The sequence below is a fragment of the Bacillus sp. FSL K6-1284 genome (assembly GCF_038002625.1).
Lineage (GTDB): Bacteria > Bacillota > Bacilli > Bacillales > Bacillaceae > Bacillus > Bacillus paralicheniformis.
Window position 1 is genome coordinate 706,251 of record NZ_JBBOCW010000001.1, and the last position, 22,389, is coordinate 728,639.

Genomic DNA, 22,389 nt, shown 5'->3' on the forward strand with positions numbered 1-22,389 from the left:
CTTGATAGTTTGGTAGAAAACTGGGCGTAATAATTGCATTTTAAACGTAAACAAACTGTAAAATACCATTTCTATGAAAAAAGGTATAATTTGAATGTCAGAAAAAAATCCCATTCACGGAGGATATTTTTATATGAAGAAGATACTTTTTTCTGTTTTTGTTTTGGCAGGCAGCTTGCTATTGGCATTCAATTTTGCCGGTGAGGCGAGTGCTAAAACGAAAAAAGTCAGCGGCTACATCACTTGGTACAACGGCGTGGGCAAAGTCGGCGCTGACGGCAAAAGGCTCGGCCATTGGGACTGCGCCACAAAGATGGGCTTCGATGTTCCGAGAAAAGGCACAAAAATAAGAGCCTATTCTAAAGCAAAACCAAAGAAAGTCATAACAGTCTATAAATATGATGTCGGCAGAATGCCGGGCGCTGTGTTGGATGTAAGCCCGAAAGCTTTTAGAGCTTTGGGATTTCCGACAAGCAAAGGAAAGGTAGCCGGACATTATACATATAAAAAATAGGAGAAAAGAAGCAAGGAAAATCGTTTTCTTGCTTCTTTCAATTGGCGGGGGCGAATATGAAAAAAGTCTTTGTGTTTTTGTTGGCGGCCGTCATTTTAGCCGCAGGCGCATTTGCGGCCTTCCGCTATTTCGTCCCGGAAAAAGCGGAGCCGGCAAAGGGCAGCGGTTCGGACCTGCTCGTATCGATTACCGATCAGAAGCTGATGACCGCTTACTATGAAAATCAAAATAAGCTGTATGAAGAAAAGATGACGGATTACCCGGCTGCGGCATTAGACCGGAAAAAACGCATTCTTTATTATACGAACACCGATAACAGCAATATGAAGCATTTGATCAGGCTGGATTTGCAGTCGGGCGAAAAAACAACCCTATATTCAGGGGATGAATATGTCGACGGACTCAGTTTATCGGCGGACGGTTCGAAGCTGTTCATGCGATACAACCTTGCGGAGGAGAGAAATTTTCACCTCGCTTCCTTTGATTTAAAACAAAAGGCGTTTCACGTCATTTATCCATCGTTAAACAACAAGGACGAGAGCGTCAGCTACTATCAGTACAACAAAGCGAACAATCAATTCGTTATGCTGCATTATTCATTGAAAGAAGACTATCAAAAAACAGATGAGGCCAACAGCAAAGGAGTGCCGCCCAAACCGACGAATATGAACATTTCCCTGGCGGATGAGAAAGATCAGCACCAGGTGAAAACGATCGCAAAATTTATCAATGACACGGCAATTTCGCCGGATGGCAAAACGATCGTCTTTACAGAATCGGCTGATGATCAGAAGTCGATTTATGCGATGGATGCCGAAACGAAAAAATATAAAGCGATCATTTCAGATCAGCGGGCATTTTCATTAGTCGACTCAGCACAGCCGCAATTCTCGAAAGACGGGAAAAAACTTTACTTTCTCGCTGAAGCAAAAGATGCGAAGCTGCTTGAAGATGAAACGGGGAGCGAAGCAAGGGTGAGAACGATTTATTCGTATGATATGGATACGAAAAAAGTGAGCAAAGCCTGGGAAAAAACAAACGGAATTATCAACACCTTTTCCGTTATTGACGAATAATGAGCATCAGCCGGCACAAACAGTCTGTGCCGGCTGATGTTTTATCATGAGCCGTTTGCCTGAGACGCCGCAGCCGAGCTCGTCATAATGGCGATTGCTGCCGTCTGTTGTGCTTGAATAACGGCTTCAAGCGTTTGATAAAGTCCTGTTTCCAGAAGCGTCGGATCTTCCGTTTTTTCGCTCATGTACAAATTGACAGCCGTTTTCAGATTCATGTCTTTCTGCCACCTGAACAGTTTATCGCTGTTCAATGCGCCTGCCATGATTGTGATGGCATCTATGTCTTTTTCACCGTTCTCAAGCAATGCAAGCAGTCCGATTTCCGGGTAATGGACAGGCTTCGGTCTTCTATGCTTTTTTGTCAATTCATCGTATATCCGAAGGGAGCGGGCGACAAGCTGATCGGCATCCCGCTCCGGCAAAAGCGAGAGGATGTGGCTGAGAAACTGCAAATCGTTCCCTTTGCGAAAACCCGCTTGGTTCAGCTTTTGGTAAAACGCTTCGATATAGTCGATCAGTTCACCTGTTTCCATGTCTGAACCGGCCAAAAGCACGGCGAGCGGGTAATCGCCGGCCGATGTTAAAAAGACGTGCTTGTCCTTCATTCCTTTGTAAATAGACAAAGCCCGATTGATTTTGTCTTCATGATCATGCTCATCAGGATATTTTGTCAAAAGGATAAGTGCGGACAAGTAGGTGAAAATGCTTTTTTTGAATCCGTTGCCGGTCAGTTTTTCGTAAATAATGAAAAAAGGTCTGATATGCGTTTCAGGTTCTTCAAAGCGCACGTCAAACATAGCGGCGAATGTATAGCGATGGGCCGACTTTAACGGCGAAAATGTCCCGGCGGCCTGTTTGACGGCCTCACTAAGCGTTAAAAACCGTTCTTTATTAAAAGGCCGCTTGTTGACGACATACATGGAAGCAATCATCATCAATGTCCGCTGATCTGTGACTTTCCATTTTAAATCGCTTTTTAACTCAGAGTAAATTGCTTTATATTGATCCAATCGCTGCTGCAGTTTAGCAGATGCCATTTTATCTGTCTCCTTCCTCTGTTTGCGTCGTTTTTGTATATACGAAGCAAAGGAAAATAAGTTTCATGGATTTGGCATCATACCGGGCTTTTGCTTAATAATATGGAAAAGGATACAGCGCGGCAATAATAACAAACGGGAAGATCCTGCTCCTGAACCGTCGGAATCGCCGGCGCGGATATCCGTATCCGCCGTAAAACTGCCTTTCATCTGTCACGTCTTCGGGAATGAGGAGAGATGCTTCCTGACGGTTCACCCCTTCAAGGATCCCGTGAACGGAACGGCCGTCCTTCATTTTCAGCACGACGTGATAGTGCATGTATTTGCGGCATAAATCGTGCAAAGACCTTTGATGATCATGGGGCATTGAGCAAACGGCATCTTTCGGAACACTCATATTCATTTCCATCTCCTTTTAGATTTATGGTATTCATCTAATGGATGAATGTTCCGGCTTGGAACGGTGAAGCCGTGGTATATGTAAAAAAGCCGATATGAATCGGCTTTAAAGATCAATGGTCAGCACTTCTTTCTGCGGCACTTGAAACGGTCGTCGTCATCATCAGAAAAACACTTTCTTTTTCTGCATTTGAACCGGTCATCGTCAGAGCTGCGGGTTTTATCCGTATTATTTGTTTTATCCGTTTTATCCGTTTTATCGGTATCCGCCGAACGCAGCGCTTTCCTTGACTGTCTTTCTTTTTCCCGCTCAGGGCTGTATGGATCGTAATTGTCATAGTACTCTTCGTAGCTGCTCATTTTGAGGCAATCACCGCCTTTGGGTCATGATATGATAATGTATTATAAAGAGGGGCGTTTTGCCTGTGCATATGTAATGGTTTGTTGTGCCGTAAATAAGCTGATCAACTGACAAAATTCAACATTGAATAAAAGGATTTTTCGTTTCAACCGCTAATATTATTATGTATCAACTATTTTTTTACGGCTGCGCCTGCCGATGCTTGCGAGAAAGCATTCAGGCGGACAGTCTGATAGGATAGAAGGAGCGGAATGCCGATGAAACGATCCGAAAGTGAAGGAGAGTACTTATGAAAAATAGTAGAAAAAAAGAAATCTTATCGTGGGTGAAAACACTTGTCATAGCCGCCGCGCTTGTCATGGTTTGCCGCTATTTTCTGTTTACGCCGTCAACTGTTTTGGGAGATTCAATGTATCCGACTTTAGAGGACGGCAACATGGTCATGGTTAGTAAAATCAGCGATATTCAGCGCTTTGATAAAATTATTTTTCACGCGCCTGATTCAGATGAAAACTATGTGAAAAGGGTGATCGGCCTCCCGGGGGATACGATCGAAATGAAGGACGATGTCCTTTATATTAACGGAAAAGTATATGATGAGCCTTATTTAAAGAAAAACAAACAAAAGCTGACGCTTCATGAACATTTAACAGATAATTTCACACTGGAGAAATTAACCGGCAAACAAAAGGTGCCGGAAGACCACTTGTTCGTGATGGGTGATAACCGTCAAAACAGCAAGGACAGCCGCTTTTTCGGATTTATTACAATGGACTCCGTTGTCGGCAAAGTTGAGTTCCGTTATTTTCCTTTCAATGAGATCGGCGGAATAGAATAGAAACGAAAAAGGCTTCCCATGATACGAATGGGGAGCCTTTTTAGCATTCGCACATTTTGGAGAGCGGGCGGTTTGAAACATTGTCTGTACAGTGAAATAATGAAAAAAGAAACTGGACAACAAGGAGGATGAGCAGATGAAAGTGTTTGTAGTGGGGGCGAACGGACAAATCGGGCGCCGTTTGACGAAAAGCTTGAATGAGAGCGATGAACATCAAGTCAGAGCAATGGTGAGAAACGAAGAGCAGGCGCAGGCTTTGAAACAATCGGGAATAGAAACCGCGCTCGCTAATTTAGAAGGCACTGTGGAAAGCATCGCAGAAGCGGCGAAAGGCTGCGACGCGATTGTCTTTACCGCCGGCTCAGGCGGCAAAACGGGCGCTGATAAAACGCTTTTGGTGGATTTGGATGGGGCGGTTAAAACGATCGAAGCTGCCGAAAAAGCGGGCATCCGCCGTTTTATTATGGTCAGCACATTGCAGGCACACCGCCGTGAAAATTGGAGTGAAGCGTTAAAGCCGTATTATGTCGCCAAACATTATGCGGATCGGATTCTTGAAGGCAGCGGATTAAACTACACGATTATCCGTCCGGGAGGCCTGTTAAACGAACCGGGTACAGGCCGGGTGAAAGCGGCGGAAAACCTTGAGCGCAGAACGATTCCGCGAGAAGATGTGGCTGATACCATCTTGGCGGCGCTCGCTGAAGAGCATACATTCCGGCGTTCATTCGATTTGGTTTCGGGTGATCAAACGCCCGCCGAGGCGCTTAAATCGATATGAAAGTGAATCGGGGAACCTGTGGTCAGAAGGTTCCCCGGCGTTTTTACAGAAGCGGAATATAGATGGTCATCTTCATCTCGTTGGGCGGCACCGAACGGCACACATCAGTCACTTCAAAGTCCGGTCCTTCTGTTCTCTCGTAATTGGTATTCATCAGCCATGATCCATAGATGTATCTTCTTGTGTTCTGCACGGATTCGGTCGATCCGTGCACATGAAATACGGCGTATTTGCCGCCGGGAATTTTCATATACATAAGCGGCTCCGGCACTTCTCCGGCTGCTGTTTCGCGAACGGCTTCCCCGATGATAAATGAGAAACCTCCGTCATCCTGGAAGCGGCATGACAGCCCGTAACACATATTCGGATCTGTTTTTTGAGGGATTTGCATAAAGTATCCATTTCTGCCGAAATCGTTGTAGAATTTCGGGATATCTTCGAAATACTTTTCCTCGTTTAAATTTGTCCGGTACTCATATCCGATAATATGTATATCGTTTAAATGAGTGATGTGCGGCTTTGGGATGTTCATATCTCCAGTCATCCTTTCTTTATATTCGAGAAAATTCATTTTGGTTTGAAAATCAAGCTTGACCTTTGCTTTGCGGTACTTGGCCGGAGTGATGCCGAAATACTGTGAGAATGCCCTGCCGAAAGCTTCCTGTGAGCTATAGCCGAAATCAATTGCGATATCGAGAATGGAACGGTCCGTTTTCTCAAGCAGAAGCGCAGCTTCAGACAGACGCCGGTTGCGAATGTACTGATAAACGGAAAAACCGGAGATCGCCTGAAAAAGCCTTTGAAAATGAAACGGGGAGAAACATGATTTAGCCGCAATATCCGTAATGTTTAAATCGTTTTGAAGGTGTTCTTCGATAAAATGAACCGCGTTTTGAATTCTTTCGTAATCATCCATATTCATCCACAGCCTTTACGATTTGATGATCCTATTGTACAGGATCAAGCGATGGTTTTTTTGATGATTTGTGCTTTTTTAAAAGCCTCCAAATGCGGAGGCTTTTTCTTATTGATGACGAATATCCGTTACTTCAAGAGGGCGCATCATATCGTAATCTTCGTGCTCCAGAATGTGGCAGTGCCAAACATATCTGCCGCTGTACGGTGCGAAGGTTGCGATAATCCGCGTCACCGAGCCAGGAGGTACTTTGACGGTGTCTTTCAGCCCCTTTTCATTCTGTGCCGGTGGAGCTGCCGGACCTGTAAAGACTAGTTCTCCGTTTTCCTGATACCGTTCGATATCAAACGGCCGGTGGTCGAGAATCAAAAATTGGACAAGATGTAAATGGATCGGATGGATCGCTCTTCCGGCATTGATGATCGACCAGATCTCAGTGCTGCCGAGGGCGGGAGTTTCAGTTACCGGTTCATGCCATTTTGTGTTGTTTAAAAGCAGAACAGGTCTTCCATATTGGTCAAGGGACGCGCCCAACGACAGATTTCTAAGGGTATTGATCTTGTGTCTCCGGTAAAATGGGCGTTTTCTCAATATTCTCGGCAATGAACTTGTATCTTTTTGCTTCAATGGTTTTGAGATGCGGAATTGCATGATGTCGGCATCTGTATCGGGATCCGCGTCTTGTCCGCCGCAGCCGATCCGGTTTTTCAATGTCACGGTTTTTCCTTCAGCTCGTGAAAAATCAACGATGATATCGCATCTTTCAGCCGGTGCGATCACCAGTTCATTGACTTTAACCGGATGCTGCAGAAGACCACCGTCAGTGCCGATTTGGTGAAATGTGATGTCATGATCGAAATACAGCTCAAAGATTCTCGTATTGGAGGCGTTCAGTATCCGAAAACGGTATTTTCGAGGTTCCAGTTCATCATAAGGCCATACCTTGCCGTTGACTAAAATGGTATCACCGCAAAAAGCCGGAACAATCGACGGGTCGGGAAGATCCGGCGAAGGGTTGTCAGGCTGCCGCGGATAAAACAATGAACCATCTTCATGAAAGGACTTATCCTGAATCAAGAGCGGAATTTCATATTCTCCCTTCGGCAAGTTCAATGACCGCTCTTCCCTGTCGCGGATAAAATATAAACCGACAAGCCCCGCATATACATTCAGCCTTGTGATGGCCATTGCATGATCGTGATACCAGAGAGCCGTAGCATCCTGCTCATTCGGATATTCATACACCTCCCTTTCAAAAAAAGGGCCTTTGACTTGAAAATCTTTAGTGTACCAGGCTTCCGGGTAACCGTCGCTATCAGGCGGTGTCCGGCCTCCATGCAAATGAACGACCGTTTTGACTTCATGTTCATGATGGCCGTCGTCATGAATTGTATGGTCGACGGGGAGAAAATGATGATCCGGAAGCTTATTCAACCATTTGACCGCGACTTTTTCGTGTTTTTGCACTTCAAAGGTGGGGCCGGGATAGACCCCGTTATATCCAAACAGCCGGGTCGGCGGCAGATCGCGGTGGAGCTGCTGCTGAAATTCTTTCATCGTGACTTCATAATAGGTCATTTCCTTGCTTTTGCTGTGGGGTTTAAGCACTTTCGGAATGGGGAGTTTGTCAACGAATTTTTCAAGTTTCATGTTTCACCTGTCCTCTTTTGTTCTAATGAAAAGATCATTACATTATAAGACGGGTTGCATGGTCTGGTTCCTCATGATGAGAATAAGAAATGTAATTTGTGATGAGAATGTTAAAAAAAAGAATCGATCATGACAAGAAGATGAACAGAATATTTCCTAACGATTAAAAATCGCCTTAAGGCATGCTTCGCGGAGGAAGAAAGGCGGGGATGATGATACATTATGTGTAAACCCTTTCTTATGGGGCGAAGCGGTCTGAAAGGAGATACCCGTATTGCAGAAAAGAATAGAGTGGATTGATGTTTCGAAGGGCGTGGGAATTATATTGGTCGTGTTGGGCCATACACCGACGCCGGATTGGCTGAAAACGTTCATTTTCGCATTTCATATGCCGCTGTTTTTCTTTCTGTCCGGCCTCGTTTACCATGATGGGAAGATGACTTTTACATCATTTCTTTTTAAAAAAATAAAGACGCTTCTTTTGCCTTACTTCATTTTTTCCGTTCTTGCCTATTTATTCTGGGTTCTCGTTGAGAGGCATTTTACGTTTACGGGGAGTTCGGATGTCGATCCGGTTGTACCGTTTAAAGGCATTTTTTATTCGATGCCTGATGACTACATGCTGACACACAACCCGGCGCTCTGGTTTTTAACATGCTTATTCCTCGTTGAGATGCTTTTTTTTATCGTGAAGAGATGGGGGAAAGGAAGGCTGTTTATCGTCATTGCCGTAATGGTGTCGGCCGCCTTGGGCTATTTGAATGATCAATTTGTGGGCATCAAGCTGCCGTGGAATATTGAAGTGGCCTTGACCGCCATCGTATTTTATTCGGCCGGTTTTCTGTCGAGAAATAGCCTGAGGGAGATGAGAGACAGAAGAACGCTGCTGCCAGCGCTTCTCTTATTCATCGCGGTCGGCTTTTTACAGACCCTGAACGTCAGAGTGGATATGAGGGCCAATGAGTATGGAAACATGGCGGTCTTTTATCTGACCTCATTTCTGGGAACGGCAGGCGTCATTTTCAGCAGTTTTAAACTCGAAAAAATGAAGCTACTCCAATTCCTCGGCAAAAACTCGCTGATCATTCTCGTACTGCACTACCCGGTCATCAGGATGCTGAAAGCCGTCGTCTACTACTTTACCCAGGTTTCCCTTGATGAGACATACGGTTCCCTGTTATGGAGCGCGCTTTACACCGGTATGACATTGCTTGTTATGGTGCCTTGCATCTTTTTATTGAACCGGTATCCGATCGTGCTTGGGCGGAAGAAATGCAATTAAAAAACTTGCAAAGGAGACTTTGCAAGTTTTTTTGAATTATTGAAGGTTAAAAGTGATTTTTTCATCATTCCAAAAATTAGAAGTGAAAATAACTTTATATGTTTTGCTCTTTTTTGTCTGAAAAGCGATAGTTCCAGAAACCTTACCGTCTTTTGTCAGATTTCCAGATGATAATTGGTTATCATCTGAAAGTGCATAAGTATTATGCGTAATTTGTCCATCTTCGTTTTGAATTTGAAAATCAAGCGGGTTGTAAGAAATATCTTTATCGCTTTTATTTTCTATGTTAACTGTTACAATCACATATTCATTACCTTTTTTTGGTTTGATAAATTTATTGCCCATCGATTTTTTAACGTTGGTCACTGTGATTTGGGTGCCATCCAGATCAGCTGTTTCATTTAAACCAAATTCAGTTTTTTCTTCTTTGGCATCGTCATTGCTTTTTTCTTCGCTAGTTTTTGCGGCTGTCGTCTTTGCACTGCTACCGGACGATTTGCTTTCTTGAGAAGAAGAGCCGCTTGAAGCGAATATCATGACGAATACGATGGATCCAATAATCGTGACATAGAACCACCATTTTTTAAAGACAAGGCCTTTATTCTCGCCGCTGAACAATGCTTTACATCCGCCGATTAATAGCAGAATAAGCGGAACGATATATGCCAGGCTGACGCCGACAGTTCCTCCTATTGCAGCCGCGATATAAAAAGTACCCGCTAATTTAGTATGTTTTTTTACGATACATGCACCGACGATGGCCAGTGCAGACAGCAAAATAACCGCCCAGGATGATCCGATAACTTCTCCGGCGCCATCCGCTTCTAAAGCGGCGCCTAATCCTCCGAATAATAAACCTGAAAATCCTGCAAAAATCCCGAAAATACCGCCTAGTAACCCCAGTACAAATTCTGCTGTACGTTTGACAGGGGCTTGAAAATTCGTTTGTTCTGACATGTAATGTCCCCCTTATAAGCTATGTCATAATGTCTAAAACATATTAATCCAAAAAAGGAAAAAAGTCCATATATTTTTAGTGACTATTTTACTATTATTTTATATTGTCAGAGTTTTAAGGACTATTTTCGACTTTTTTTAATATCGTTTAAATTTTGGGTTTGTTTAATGTTTTTTAGAAGAATCATGCAGGGGAACTAAAGAAAAAATATTCAGAAAGAAGATACCGACCTTTTAATCCTATGCAGCGTGAATAAATTGAGGTTTTCGCAAAATCCTTATACAGAGCGGGTTTTACCGGTTTTGACCCAACTGAAATTTGTTTCCTTAAATAAAAAAAGTTCTACTCTGACTATATTTCTGCAAGAAGTGAATCATGTTTCTATAGACTCACTCAAGTTTTGCTTTGTATGATTAAAAGCGAAAACACGGATGGGAAAGGAAGCTTTTTATGGAACGGTATGATGAATTAAAAAAAGGTGAAACCGGGGCATGGGTCAGCATCATCGCTTACATTGTACTGTCGGCTGTTAAATTGGCCGTCGGGCTTCTATTTCACTCCGAAGCCCTCAGAGCCGACGGACTGAACAATACAACAGATATTATTGCCTCAGTAGCGGTGCTGATCGGCCTCAGGATTTCTCAGAAGCCGCCTGATGAAGACCATCCGTACGGACATTTCCGCGCTGAGACGATCGCCTCGATGATCGCTTCATTTATCATGATGGTGGTCGGTCTTGAAGTGCTGTACAGCTCGGGTGAAATGCTGTTTAATCCGAAAGAAACGACACCGGACATGATTGCGGCTTGGACGGCGGCAGGCAGTGCCGTCGTGATGTTTTTGGTTTTCCTCTACAATAAAAGGCTGGCAAAAAAGGTAAACAGCCATGCCCTCTATGCAGCCGCCGCCGATAATAAATCGGATGCCTATGTCAGCATCGGAACGTTCGCAGGCATCTTTGCTTCGCAATTTAACCTTGCCTGGGTCGATACGGCAGCCGCATTTATCATCGGATTGATCATCTGCAAAACGGCTTGGGGGATTTTTAAAGAGGCGGCCCATTCTTTGACGGACGGATTCGATATTAAACATATTTCAACGTATAAAGAAACGATTCGGAAAGTTCCCGGCGTCGGCAAAATCAAAGATGTTAAAGCGCGTTATTTGGGCAGCACCATCCACGTGGAAATCATCGTGGAAGTGAGATCCGACCTCAACATTGCAGAAAGCCATGATATCGCCGATGAAATTGAGAGAAGAATGCAGGAGGAACACTCGATCGTTCATTCCCATGTTCACATCGAGCCATCTGGAGAAAAATAAGAAGCGGTCACTGACCGCTTTCAGCGTGTAGACAAACCCTCGCATTCGTTGTCAGGCCTGCGCGTCGGTGCTCACGAATAGGAGAAGGATCGGCGGCTAACCGCTCAGGCGTCCTGCCTGAACGCCGCCGTCATCACATCCTGTGAAAGTCAGCTTCCGATGCTCGGCCTTCCTAGACTGCAAGGGTTTTCAATCATGCTGAAAGGATGACAAAATCCCAAAACTAAATGCCGTTTTGGGATTTTGTCAACAATCTGGAAGCGGTCACTGACCGCTTTTTTTGTTTTTCACTCTGAAATTCGAAATAAAAAAAGACAAAACTCTATTTTCCTCCAGTTAGTTGTTTTCTGAGAGTACATCGTTTATGGTAAAGTTAAATAAATTCGATTCGTCAGCAATGAGGAGGAAGAGGATGGCATACGAAGAAACGCTGCATCCCGTTTTGGGAAAAGTAGCTGATAATATTGACAAAGTAATGGTAGGAAAGAAAGATATTGCCGTTTTAAGCCTGACTGCCATTCTTGCAAACGGACATGTCCTGCTGGAAGACGTTCCAGGCGTCGGAAAGACGATGATGGTTCGCGCCCTGGCAAAGTCAACCGGCGCTGAATTTAAGAGAATCCAGTTTACGCCAGATTTACTGCCTTCAGATGTAACAGGCGTTTCCATATATAATCCGAAAACACTGGAATTTGAATACCGTTCAGGCCCGATTATGGGAGATATCATTCTCGCAGATGAAATCAACAGAACGTCGCCGAAAACGCAGTCGGCGCTTCTGGAAGCGATGGAAGAAGGAAGTGTGACAGTAGACGGCGTGACAATGCCGCTTTCAAAACCTTTTTTTGTAATGGCCACACAAAACCCCGTCGAGTATGAAGGGACATATCCGCTGCCGGAAGCTCAGCTTGACCGCTTTTTATTCAAGCTGAGAATGGGATATCCGACAGTGCGCGAAGAGCTTCAAGTGCTCGATCTTCAGGAAAACCGCAGCCCGATTGAGGAAGTTGAGCCTGTCATAGAGAAAGAAGAGCTTGCTGCATTTCAAAAAGAGGCTGAAAAGGTGTATGTAGATGCTGCGATTAAAGAATACATTGTTGAGATCGCCCAAAAAACGAGGAGTCATTCCGCCGTTTATCTCGGCGTGAGTCCGCGCGGCTCAATCGCCTTGATGAAGGCTGCTCAGGCGTTTGCATTTTTATATAACCGTGATTATGTCATTCCTGATGATATTCAGTATTTGGCACCTTTTACCCTTGCACACAGAATGATTTTACGGTCAGAGGCGAAATTTGAAGGAAAGCGGCCTGAAGCTGTTCTTCAGGACATTATGTCAAAAACGGAAGTTCCGGTCAGAAGACCGATGAGCAACTGATGAGAGAGCGCATCGGTCTTGTGAAGTACGGATGGAAGCTGTGTATCGTGTTTCTTCTGTTTGCTTCAACGTTTTGCTATGCGATGTTTCAAGGGGGATTTGTCAGCTGGTTTTTGTTCTACTCATTTCTTCCCTTTGTGCTTTATGCTTTCATGCTTGCCTTTTATCCGCTGAAGAACATGACAGCGGAGCGGAGGCTGAGCCGCGGGCAGTATAAAGCCGGTGATCAATTGGAGGCTTTTGTCGTGCTAAAGAGAAAATGGCCCTTTCCGATCATGTTTATGATCGTGGAAGACTGTCTGCCTGATTCGCTGGGGAGAAACGGGCGTTCGGCAGAAGCCAAACAGTTTCTCTTTCCTTGGTTTAAAAAAGAAATTAAGATGACGTACACGATCAATTCGGTCCCGAGAGGAGACCACCGTTTAGCAAAAATCAGGGTCCGCACAGGTGATCCGCTCGGACTGCTGGAAAGAGAATGCGAGATTCAATTGGAAGACTCCTTTCTCGTTCTGCCTTCCTATCAAGAGATTACTTTCCGCGCCAGCGGAAGCTCTTATGATGAACATGCAGGCCGCGTTTCAGAGCTTCGCCGAAAGGACAGCACACTGGCATCAGGTATCAGGGAATACCAGCCGGGCGACCGGTTTGCATGGGTCGACTGGAAGACGTCAGCACGGCGCAGCCAGCTGATGACGAAGGAATTTGAGCAGACGAAAGGGGATGACCTGCTCGTCTTCATGGATCAGTCTCCCTCTGATGCTTTTGAAGAGATCGTCGCGTTTACCGCTTCTATCATTCGTTCTGCCATGAGGAGCGGGACGAATGCAGGGCTTGTTTCCACAGGAAAAGAGCGGAATGTCTTCCCGGTTCGGCAAGGGGAGGAGCATCTGAGAAAGCTGTTTTACTACTTGGCGCTTGCCGATTGCGATGCGGTCCAGCCGTTTCACAGTCTGCTGGAGGGGGAATTTGGCCATCCCGATATGAGAAAAGCCGTTAAATATATTGTGACAAGCCGCATCACCAACGAATTGGTGCAGGTTTTGAAGAAACCGCTCTCCGGCGGACTGCCCGTCATTTGTTTGGTGAAGAAAAAAGGCGGAGCTCTCTCAAGTGAGGAAAGCGCCGCTGTCCAACAATTAAAAGCGTGGGGGATTGAAGTGAACGTCATTTACGGGGAACATTTTTCCCGGGGTTTTGCTGAAGCGAGGTGAGAAAATGTTGTCCGGGGGAAAAAGAAACAGTTTCGGTTTATTGCTTTTTTATGTCCTAACCTTTTTGCTGCTGTGGGAATGGCTGCGTCCTTTGCAGTATTTTACCGATACGGGGCACACCGTCTTTTTTATTTTGTTTATTGCCTTAGTATTCTTGCTTACATTTTTTAAGGTCCCTTGGTTTATCAGATTTCCGGTCAGCCTTGGCTTCGTTCTGTTTGCGCTGCACACGATTTTTTACGAAGGATCGGTGTTTTCACCTTCATGGATTGCCCTGCTTTTTCAGGATTTAAATCAAAATTTCTCCTATATTTTCTCCGGCATGTGGCGGGATATGTCGCCGTTGTTTCGGACGCTGCTCTTTTACGTCCTTCTTTGGCTGCTTGTATACTTGCTGCATTACTGGGTGATCTATCAGCGCAGAATTTTATTCTTTTTTATCATGACCGTTGTTTATATCGCCGTGATCGATACATTTACGCCGTTTGACGCATCATATGCGATCGTCCGGATCGTGCTGATCGGCTTTTTGCTTCTCGGCCTGCTGTATTTGGAACGGATCAGGGAATCAGAAGCGTTAAAATCCTCAAGATCGCGGTTTGCCAAATGGTTTACACCGCTCTTATTGATGACTGTCGCCGCCGTTTGCATCGGCGCGGTCTCGCCGAAAGCCGATCCCGTCTGGCCTGATCCGGTGCCGTTTCTGCAGACGGCTGCGACAGGCGATTTTGCTTCCTCAGGCAAAAGCAAAGTCGGCTATGGAACGAATGATGAGGCATTGGGCGGGCCATTTTCAAAAGACGATACATGGGTATTTACGTGGCAGGGAAATGAACGAAGCTATTTCAGGGTGGAAACGAAAAGCCGCTATACAGGTAAAGGCTGGATTGAAGACGAAAAAACGGGCGCGTCCATCCAGCTTGACAAGGGTGAGCTGGATTACCAGTGGTACGACGAAGGCGTGAAGACCGAAACGCGCAAAGCGATCGTTGATATCGATCCGGCTTATCGGTACGATCACGTCCTGTATCCGATTGGGACGACTGAAATCAAGCTCAACAATTTCTTTGTACCGCTCCGCATGAACTTAAACACAGAGAAAATAAAACCGGCCGGCAAGACAGGCGCGGACATTCAGAACCTGGAAAGCTATTCGGCCACCTATAAATCACCCGTCTTTGATGTTGATCAGCTGAGGAAGGTCAGCTTTGAGTCGGAGGGAAAATGGAGCAGAAGCCATGAGAAGTATCTGCAGCTTCCCACTTCCCTTCCCGACCGCGTGAAAACATTGGCGCACGATTTAACGAAAGACGAAGATAATATATATGACAAAGCGAAAGCGATTGAGAAGTATCTCGGTTCTTCCGAGTTTTCTTATGAAACGGAAGATGTGGCTGTTCCTAAAGGAGAGCAGGATTATGTCGATCAGTTCTTATTTGAGACGAAAATCGGCTACTGCGACAATTTTTCCACAGCTATGATCGTGCTGCTGCGGTCGGCCGGAATACCGGCCCGCTGGGTGAAAGGCTATACATCCGGTGAATATGCAGGAACGACGGCAGACCGGAAACGGACGATTTACGAGGTGACAAACAACAATGCCCATTCCTGGGTTGAAGTGTACTTTGAAGGACAAGGCTGGGTTACGTTTGAACCGACGAAAGGCTTTTTAAATCCGGAGCAGCTCGTTGAAGAGTCCAGCGGCCGGCAATCTGGCGCGGCTTCTGATAAAAAAGAAGATGATAAGAAAAACGACGGAGGTCAGCGTCCGCAGGATGTAAAAGAACAAGACAACAAAGAGAAGCCCGAACCTCAGACAAAGCGTGATGCCAATGGCGGTTCTCATGCCGGCAGCGGGGATGCAGACCGTACCCTTTTGACTGGTGCGGCTGTACTCGGTCTGTTGCTGGCGTTGACAGCGGTGCTTTACTTTACAAGGGCAAAATGGATGCCGCACATCATCATCAACAGGCTGAAAAAACGGCGTGATGGCGCGGTTTTCTTCAAAGCTTACGAAGAGCTGCTCCGCCAGCTGAAGCGCCAAGGCATGCAAAAAGAAGAAGGACAGACGCTGCGCGAGTTTGCGAAGACGGTTGATGAACGCTTTCAAAACGGTGAAATGACAGCTTTGACCCGGCAATATGAACGGGCTTTGTATCGAAAGGAAGACGCCGCAAAGCTGTGGAATGATTCGGCGGAGTTATGGGAAAATTTAATTAAAAAGAGATAGTCTTGACCGCTTTCAGTCGTATTGTTAGAATAAGTGAATATTAAAAACCCTTATATATTCTTGCTGGCAGGCTCGGCGGCTTATCTATCGGACAAGCCGGGCCTTGTCCCGTGAATGGGGGCAGGACGGCCGTGTGTCTGCCGCCATTTTTTCTGTGCAAAAAGACAATTTGATAAAGAGGTGACACCATGACGAAGTTAGTAAATGAAATGATTCTTGTGTTGGATTTTGGAAGTCAGTACAACCAGCTGATTACCCGCCGCATTCGTGAGTTTGGTGTATACAGTGAATTGCATCCTCATACATTGACGGCAGAGGAAATTAAAGAAATGAATCCGAAAGGAATTATTTTGTCCGGCGGTCCGAACAGCGTTTATGACGAAGGATCTTTCCGCTGCGACGAAAAGATTTTCGAACTGGATATCCCTGTTCTTGGCATTTGCTACGGCATGCAGCTGATGACGCATTACCTTGGCGGAAAAGTAGAAGCTGCGAGCCAGCGCGAATACGGAAAAGCGAACATTCATATCGAGGGTGAACCGGATCTGTTTAAAGATCTTCCAAACGAACAGGTCGTCTGGATGAGTCATGGTGATCTAGTTGTTGAAGTTCCAGAAGGCTTTACCGTTGATGCGACAAGCCATCATTGCCCGAATTCAGCAATGAGCAAGAAGGATAAGAAATGGTACGGCGTACAATTCCATCCGGAAGTCCGCCATTCAGAATACGGAAACGACCTTTTGAAAAACTTCGTTTTCGGTGTTTGTGAATGTGCCGGCGAATGGTCAATGGAAAACTTTATTGAGATTGAAATGCAGAAAATCCGCGAAACAGTCGGCGATAAGCAAGTGCTGTGCGCCTTGAGCGGAGGGGTTGACTCCTCTGTCGTTGCGGTCTTGATCCATAAAGCGATCGGCGACCAGCTCACTTGTATTTTCGTAGACCACGGGCTCCTTCGAAAAGGCGAAGCGGAAGGCGTGATGAAGACGTTCAGTGAAGGCTTCAACATGAACGTGATCAAAGTTGATGCGAAAGACCGCTTCCTGAACAAGCTTAAAGGCGTCTCAGACCCTGAGCAAAAACGTAAAATCATCGGTAATGAGTTTATCTACGTGTTTGACGATGAAGCGGAAAAACTGAAAGGTATTGACTTCCTTGCACAGGGAACGCTTTACACCGACATTATCGAGAGCGGAACAGCGACAGCTCAGACGATCAAATCGCATCACAATGTCGGCGGACTTCCGGAAGACATGCAGTTTGAACTGATCGAACCGCTGAATACGCTCTTCAAAGACGAAGTGCGTGCGCTCGGTACCGAGCTCGGCATCCCCGACGAAATCGTTTGGCGCCAGCCGTTCCCGGGGCCAGGCCTCGGCATCCGCGTTCTTGGAGAAGTGACGGATGAAAAGCTTGAAATCGTCCGCGAATCAGATGCGATTCTCCACGAAGAAATCGCCAAAGCTGATCTTGAAAAAGATATTTGGCAATACTTCACTGTTCTTCCTGATATCCGCAGCGTCGGCGTCATGGGAGACGCAAGAACTTATGACTATACGATCGGCATTCGCGCCGTGACATCGATTGACGGCATGACATCCGACTGGGCGAGAATTCCTTGGGATGTCCTTGAGACAATCTCGACACGGATCGTCAATGAAGTGAAGCACATTAACCGTGTGGTTTACGACATTACGAGCAAGCCGCCTGCAACAATCGAGTGGGAATAAGACAAATGCCCCAGCCTTTATGAGGCTGGGGCGTTTTTTATTGGGAGAGGAATCAGTTATATTCATTGCTTTCATCACCGCAACAGCTCTGTTTCTGCTCAAGAAAAAAATAATTTCCCGAATGGCCTTATCAGGCGTCCTCTGTCTGTTCGCCGTACTTGCGTTCATTTTTTATTTTGCTGCAACGGTGAACTTTACATCCGTCAGTCTGGAAAACGAGAGTATTGCAGGCTTAAAAATCGGCGACAGCGTTAAAAATGACCATCGATTTGTAAAAAGTGGAACAGGGGTTGTGGAATATAAAGCCAAAAATATGTCAGGCGTAAAAGCAGAAATAGATAAACAGGAGAAAATTGTGCTATTGTTCAATATTTCTTCCGCTCAAACCGTGACTATTGCAAAAGGCATCAAAATCAACGATACACTTCAAACAGTGGTCGAAGTATATGGAAAAGAATATAAAGAGCTTTGGTTTGTCGAAGGGTATGAAACCGGAATACAATATCAGGATAAAAAAAGAGACGTGGTGCTTGAATTTTATTTCAATGATCACAAGGTGCACTTGATTGAATTGAAGAAAACAGGGAATTAACCCGCTGCAGACTACGGTCAGAATCTGGAAAAAACAACGAACGAAGCGAACATTAAAATCATTAATGTTCGTTTTTTTGTATTGTGTTCAGCGTTAGATATTGCTACAATAGTATAGTAATTCAAAAAAGACTTGTCGTATAATCATGGGGATATGGCCCATAAGTTTCTACCAAGCTACCGTAAATAGCTTGACTACGCTTGTATACAATATTTTGTCCGTGAAAAAAACATTTTTTCAGTATGAAATATGCCGTAGTCAAGCGTCCCGCCAATTGGGGCGTTTTTTGTTTAAAAGCAAAGGTTTTTGAAACAATAAAAGCGACAGACAAACGAGAGGAGTATACCATTTTGAAGCGTTACTTTCAGTTTGAAGAATTGGGTACAAACTACCGGAGAGAAATGATCGGCGGACTTACCACATTTTTGTCCATGGCATATATTTTGATCGTCAACCCGCTAACCCTTTCTCTGGCGTCGGTGGAAAATTTCCCGGATGCATTGAGAATGGATCAAAGCGCGGTCTTTACGGCAACAGCGGTTTCAGCAGCTGTTGGCTGTTTTATCATGGGGCTGCTTGCGAAGTATCCGATCGCCCTTGCGCCCGGAATGGGGCTTAACGCATTCTTTGCATTCTCTGTTATTCTGAACATGCAGATTCCATGGCAGACGGCCCTTTCCGGCGTTATGGTTTCCGGACTAATTTTTATCGCTCTTTCGCTGTCCGGTTTGAGGGAAAAAATTATCAATTCGATTCCTTATGAGCTGAAAATGGCTGTCGGTGCGGGAATTGGTCTGTTTATCGCTTTCGTCGGTTTGCAGGGCTCCAAAATTGTCGTATCCAACCCGGATACCATTGTGTCGTTTGGAAATATTCATTCAGGTCCCGTTCTTTTGACTGTTTTCGGACTGATCATTACTGTCATTTTAATGGTATTGCGCGTGAACGGCGGCATTTTTTTCGGTATGCTGCTCACGGCGATTGTCGGCATGATCTTCGGTCAGATTGATGTTCCTGACAAAATTGTCGGTGCTGTTCCCAGCCTTGCACCGACATTTGGACAAGCCTTTATCCACCTTCACGATATCTTTTCGGTGCAGATGCTTGTCGTTATTTTAACGTTTTTATTCGTCGACTTTTTTGATACGGCCGGTACATTGGTGGGGGTTGCATCACAAGCCGGTTTGATGAAGGATAACAAACTGCCGCGCGCTGGCAGGGCTTTGCTTGCCGATTCTTCCGCAACTGTTGCCGGAGCGATCCTTGGTACATCGACTACGACCGCTTATGTTGAGTCAAGTGCCGGGGTAGCGGCCGGAGCGAGAAGCGGTTTTGCGGCGATCGTAACAGGCGTTTTGTTCTTGCTGTCGCTGTTCTTCTCGCCTGTCCTCAGCGTTATCACTTCGCAAGTGACGGCGCCTGCTTTAATCATCGTCGGCGTGCTGATGGTGGCGAATCTCAACAAAATCGACTGGACGAAGTTTGAGATTGCGGTGCCAGCATTCTTCACGATGATCGCGATGCCGCTGACATACAGCATCGCCACCGGAATCGCGATCGGATTTATTTTCTACCCGATCACGATGATCTTTAAAGGCAAAGCAAAAGAGATCCATCCGATTATGTACGGATTGGCTGTTGTATTCATTCTTTATTTCATTTTCTTGAAATAAGGTGTGCTGTGCGAAAAAGGCTTGTTCATTTGGACAAGCCTTTTTTATTTTCAAATCATTAAAAACGGAACCTTCCGCCTTCGTTTTTCGTCATATATAAGGGCTGCCGCATCTATGATAAAAAGAGGTTTGTCTTGACTGTTTCACACAGCTTATGTAATTTATAAAAGTGCTTTTCATTTATGTAAAGCTTTTGAATAGAATAGGAGTTGCTTATATGATTGAAGAACATCACAAACGAAATGAAGATGATATAGAAGAACCTGCTTCGAGGATGTCGAGGAATTCCCGGAAAAAAGCGAAGAAAAGCAAGGAGACGAATCCGTCTGCGGCGAAAGTCAAATCGGTGATGGAGAGCGTGATTGCCGCTTTGTTCCGCTATTTCAGCTTTGTGCTCGATATTTTAAAATCCCCGGTGCGCAGCGCACTTGATTTTGACCGGTCTTATTTTAAGTATTCCGTTATTTCAATGACGCTTTTAGCCGTTTTCTTTTCGCTCGGCAACTTTTATCAGCTGCTTGCGGGCAGGGGGAGAATTCTCGGGTTCGGCGTGTCAGTGCCGTTCCTGGAAGTGTTTTTGGTTGTGTTTATCTATTGCATGGCTTTCATGTTTTGGATGGCAGCATCGAGCTGGGTTGTATCGAATTTTATGCTCAGGTATAAAGTTTCATTTTTCGATATCACGGCAAAGTACGGTTCTCTATTGGTTCCGTTTATCGTCCCCGCCGCTTTGTGGATGATATTCGCGATTATCAACTTCACGGCCGCGACGGTGATTCTCTCGATCGTCATCTTTATGGGATTGACATTCGGGACTTTTACGCTGATTCAATCGATTTATGAAAAAAGCGAAAAAGCGCGGTTTGACCTGATGTACTGTGTGTTTACCGTCTTTTTGCTTGAATTGGTATTCGTTGCGGCAACATGGAAGCTGGTAGGCGGATACTTGTTGTCGTCGCTTATTCCTGTTTAAGGAGATATTGCCGGTTCTTCTTGAAGAACCGGTTTTTTCTCCGCATTAATTCTGAGTTGACTCATAAGAATAATATATATTTTAACCAATAAGATGGGGGAGTGATCGATGGCTAACTTTCTTCGAAAAGCTGTAAAACAAAAAAAGGAGTATTTAATCAGGCAGCTTGCAAAATCAGGGCGGCTGGACAATTTGAAAGACCTCTCGTCATATACGCTGAGCGATTTGGAAAAGGAGCACCGCAAACTGAGCGAATCCGTTGGAGATCGTCAGCGGGATCATAAGCACCAGCTCTGAAAGACGTTCATTTGAACGTCTTTTTTAATTGCGTTTCAATGCTTTGAAACCGGTAGAAAAAGGGTAAACTGATGGGAGTGAGCAATGTCGAAAAATTTTGTGGTGAAGCAGGGCCATTACAGGATTGTGTATGGAGAATTTCTCTAGTAGAATATGATTGCTTTGCATCTAAAGGAGGGATTTCAATTGCTTCACTCAGCACTATTGAATGGTGTGATCATGGTTGGAATTATTCTGGTTATCAATATTATATACGTAACGTTTTTAACCCTTCGAATGATACTGACTCTTAAAGGCCAGCGGTATCTCGCCGCTTTTATCGGGACAATCGAAATGCTTGTCTACGTCGTCGGGCTGGGGCTCGTTCTAGATAATTTAAATCAAATCCAAAACGTGATTGCTTACGCGGTCGGATTTGGAATCGGAATCATCGTCGGCACGAAAATTGAAGAAAAGCTCGCTTTGGGCTATATTACCGTTAACGCCATTACGAAAGAGCTTGATTTGGATTTGCCGAAACAGCTCAGGGAAAAAGGCTACGGCGTCACCCACTGGGTCGTCGGCGGACTTGAGGGAGACAGAACGGCGATGCAGATTTTGACGCCGAGAAAATACGAACTGCAGCTGTACGAAACGATTAAATCAATCGATTCAAAAGCATTTATCATTTCCTATGAACCGAAGACGATACACGGCGGATTCTGGGTGAAAGCCGTAAAGAAAAGGAGAATTAAAGAATAATGACAAAGCCGAAAAAAAAGCGCTTTGAAGTAACGGAAGGCGAAACGATCGAATCCGTGTTGACGAAGATGCAGGAAGAAGGCTATACACCGGTGCGTCGAATGGAGGAGCCGGTCTTCAAAGAAACAAAGGAAAATGGAACGATTCAGGTTGTTCCGTGCGGAAGAAAAATTATATTCGAAGGTAAATTACTCTAAACCCGAACATTAGAACAACAAAATATACTATCGTTCGATAATGTCGTTGACATTATCACAGTCCGTTGTTAAGATAAACATGACATGAAAACACATCCTCATATAATCTTGGGAATATGGCCCATAAGTCTCTACCCGATGACCGTAAATCATCGGACTATGCAGGAAAGTGGACAATAAACTGACATGGAGATCGCGAGAAGCGGACTAACTGACGATACACGCGCCATGCCCG

At 45.1% G+C, this 22,389-nt stretch carries 22 protein-coding genes, 1 pseudogene and 2 riboswitches; of the genes and pseudogenes, 16 read left to right on the plus strand and 7 right to left on the minus strand.

Annotation, left to right across the window (positions count from 1 at the left end):
• Positions 1-133 precede the first annotated feature (133 nt).
• Both MHB72_RS03535 and MHB72_RS03540 read left to right on the plus strand, forming a co-directional pair.
• Complete coding sequence (locus tag MHB72_RS03535) at positions 134-514, plus strand: RlpA-like double-psi beta-barrel domain-containing protein (RefSeq protein ID WP_020450411.1); 381 nt, start codon at positions 134-136, stop codon at positions 512-514.
• 56 nt (positions 515-570) lie between these two features.
• Positions 571-1,590 carry a hypothetical protein gene (locus MHB72_RS03540; protein ID WP_216921248.1) on the plus strand — a complete coding sequence of 340 codons (1,020 nt, stop codon included), beginning with the start codon at positions 571-573 and terminating at the stop codon, positions 1,588-1,590.
• A gap of 44 nt (positions 1,591-1,634) precedes the next feature.
• Here the strand turns inward: MHB72_RS03540 and MHB72_RS03545 are convergent, their stop codons facing one another.
• The 3 genes from MHB72_RS03545 to MHB72_RS03555 all read right to left on the minus strand — a co-directional run bounded on the left by MHB72_RS03545 (position 1,635) and on the right by MHB72_RS03555 (position 3,386).
• Positions 1,635-2,627, minus strand: a complete 993-nt coding sequence (locus MHB72_RS03545; RefSeq protein ID WP_023855573.1) for a DUF4003 domain-containing protein — start codon at positions 2,625-2,627, stop codon at positions 1,635-1,637.
• 94 nt (positions 2,628-2,721) lie between these two features.
• Positions 2,722-3,024, minus strand: a complete 303-nt coding sequence (locus MHB72_RS03550; RefSeq protein WP_023855574.1) for a small nuclear ribonucleoprotein — start codon at positions 3,022-3,024, stop codon at positions 2,722-2,724.
• Positions 3,025-3,146: 122 nt separating this feature from the next.
• Complete coding sequence (locus MHB72_RS03555; RefSeq protein WP_340901671.1) at positions 3,147-3,386, minus strand: hypothetical protein; 240 nt, start codon at positions 3,384-3,386, stop codon at positions 3,147-3,149.
• Positions 3,387-3,676: 290 nt separating this feature from the next.
• Between MHB72_RS03555 and lepB the strand changes: the two genes are divergently transcribed.
• Complete coding sequence (lepB, locus tag MHB72_RS03560; protein ID WP_020450416.1) at positions 3,677-4,225, plus strand: signal peptidase I; 549 nt, start codon at positions 3,677-3,679, stop codon at positions 4,223-4,225.
• A gap of 136 nt (positions 4,226-4,361) precedes the next feature.
• A complete protein-coding gene (locus MHB72_RS03565) occupies positions 4,362-5,006 on the plus strand; it encodes an SDR family oxidoreductase (protein ID WP_023855576.1) in 645 nt (214 codons plus the stop codon).
• A 43-nt stretch (positions 5,007-5,049) separates the two neighbouring features.
• On the opposite strand, the gene MHB72_RS03570 is transcribed toward MHB72_RS03565, so the two are convergent.
• Together MHB72_RS03570 and MHB72_RS03575 are read right to left on the minus strand one after the other, a co-directional pair.
• Positions 5,050-5,922, minus strand: coding sequence for an AraC family transcriptional regulator (locus MHB72_RS03570; protein ID WP_254122234.1), 873 nt, complete (start codon positions 5,920-5,922; stop codon positions 5,050-5,052).
• Between the two features lie 108 nt (positions 5,923-6,030).
• Positions 6,031-7,572, minus strand: a complete 1,542-nt coding sequence (locus MHB72_RS03575) for a multicopper oxidase family protein (RefSeq protein ID WP_035337064.1) — start codon at positions 7,570-7,572, stop codon at positions 6,031-6,033.
• Between the two features lie 274 nt (positions 7,573-7,846).
• Between MHB72_RS03575 and MHB72_RS03580 the strand changes: the two genes are divergently transcribed.
• Positions 7,847-8,854 carry an acyltransferase family protein gene (locus tag MHB72_RS03580; RefSeq protein ID WP_020450421.1) on the plus strand — a complete coding sequence of 336 codons (1,008 nt, stop codon included), beginning with the start codon at positions 7,847-7,849 and terminating at the stop codon, positions 8,852-8,854.
• A gap of 36 nt (positions 8,855-8,890) precedes the next feature.
• Here the strand turns inward: MHB72_RS03580 and MHB72_RS03585 are convergent, their stop codons facing one another.
• Together MHB72_RS03585 and MHB72_RS03590 are read right to left on the minus strand one after the other, a co-directional pair.
• Positions 8,891-9,391, minus strand: coding sequence for a DUF4352 domain-containing protein (locus tag MHB72_RS03585; RefSeq protein ID WP_025810309.1), 501 nt, complete (start codon positions 9,389-9,391; stop codon positions 8,891-8,893).
• A gap of 75 nt (positions 9,392-9,466) precedes the next feature.
• Positions 9,467-9,811, minus strand: a pseudogene (locus tag MHB72_RS03590) (DUF4064 domain-containing protein); the annotation flags it as partial.
• A 451-nt stretch (positions 9,812-10,262) separates the two neighbouring features.
• Between MHB72_RS03590 and MHB72_RS03595 the strand changes: the two are divergent.
• The 11 genes from MHB72_RS03595 to MHB72_RS03645 all read left to right on the plus strand — a co-directional run bounded on the left by MHB72_RS03595 (position 10,263) and on the right by MHB72_RS03645 (position 22,154).
• Entirely contained in the window at positions 10,263-11,135 is an 873-nt protein-coding gene (locus tag MHB72_RS03595) for a cation diffusion facilitator family transporter (protein ID WP_020450423.1), read from the plus strand.
• Positions 11,136-11,547: 412 nt separating this feature from the next.
• Entirely contained in the window at positions 11,548-12,510 is a 963-nt protein-coding gene (locus MHB72_RS03600; RefSeq protein ID WP_020450424.1) for an AAA family ATPase, read from the plus strand.
• Positions 12,510-13,721, plus strand: a complete 1,212-nt coding sequence (locus MHB72_RS03605; protein ID WP_216921241.1) for a DUF58 domain-containing protein — start codon at positions 12,510-12,512, stop codon at positions 13,719-13,721. The genes MHB72_RS03600 and MHB72_RS03605 overlap by 1 nt, the downstream gene beginning before the upstream one ends.
• A gap of 4 nt (positions 13,722-13,725) precedes the next feature.
• The gene (locus MHB72_RS03610; RefSeq protein WP_340901672.1) at positions 13,726-15,951 is read left to right on the plus strand and encodes a DUF4129 domain-containing transglutaminase family protein; all 2,226 of its coding nucleotides are present in this window, start codon (positions 13,726-13,728) and stop codon (positions 15,949-15,951) included.
• A 188-nt stretch (positions 15,952-16,139) separates the two neighbouring features.
• A complete protein-coding gene (gene guaA, locus MHB72_RS03615) occupies positions 16,140-17,681 on the plus strand; it encodes a glutamine-hydrolyzing GMP synthase (RefSeq protein ID WP_216921235.1) in 1,542 nt (513 codons plus the stop codon).
• A gap of 40 nt (positions 17,682-17,721) precedes the next feature.
• Entirely contained in the window at positions 17,722-18,273 is a 552-nt protein-coding gene (locus MHB72_RS03620; RefSeq protein WP_020450428.1) for a hypothetical protein, read from the plus strand.
• Positions 18,274-18,388: 115 nt separating this feature from the next.
• Positions 18,389-18,490, plus strand: a riboswitch (purine riboswitch).
• A gap of 133 nt (positions 18,491-18,623) precedes the next feature.
• Positions 18,624-19,946: an NCS2 family permease gene (locus MHB72_RS03625; protein ID WP_035337056.1), complete on the plus strand. Its 1,323-nt coding sequence runs from the start codon at positions 18,624-18,626 to the stop codon at positions 19,944-19,946.
• A gap of 217 nt (positions 19,947-20,163) precedes the next feature.
• A complete protein-coding gene (locus MHB72_RS03630) occupies positions 20,164-20,919 on the plus strand; it encodes a hypothetical protein (protein WP_020450430.1) in 756 nt (251 codons plus the stop codon).
• A 108-nt stretch (positions 20,920-21,027) separates the two neighbouring features.
• Positions 21,028-21,216: a hypothetical protein gene (locus tag MHB72_RS03635; protein WP_020450431.1), complete on the plus strand. Its 189-nt coding sequence runs from the start codon at positions 21,028-21,030 to the stop codon at positions 21,214-21,216.
• A gap of 153 nt (positions 21,217-21,369) precedes the next feature.
• Complete coding sequence (locus MHB72_RS03640; RefSeq protein ID WP_370510518.1) at positions 21,370-21,957, plus strand: DUF2179 domain-containing protein; 588 nt, start codon at positions 21,370-21,372, stop codon at positions 21,955-21,957.
• A complete protein-coding gene (locus MHB72_RS03645; protein WP_020450432.1) occupies positions 21,957-22,154 on the plus strand; it encodes an NETI motif-containing protein in 198 nt (65 codons plus the stop codon). The genes MHB72_RS03640 and MHB72_RS03645 overlap by 1 nt, the downstream gene beginning before the upstream one ends.
• Positions 22,155-22,232: 78 nt before the next feature.
• A riboswitch (purine riboswitch) is annotated at positions 22,233-22,335 on the plus strand.
• Positions 22,336-22,389: the final 54 nt, after the last annotated feature.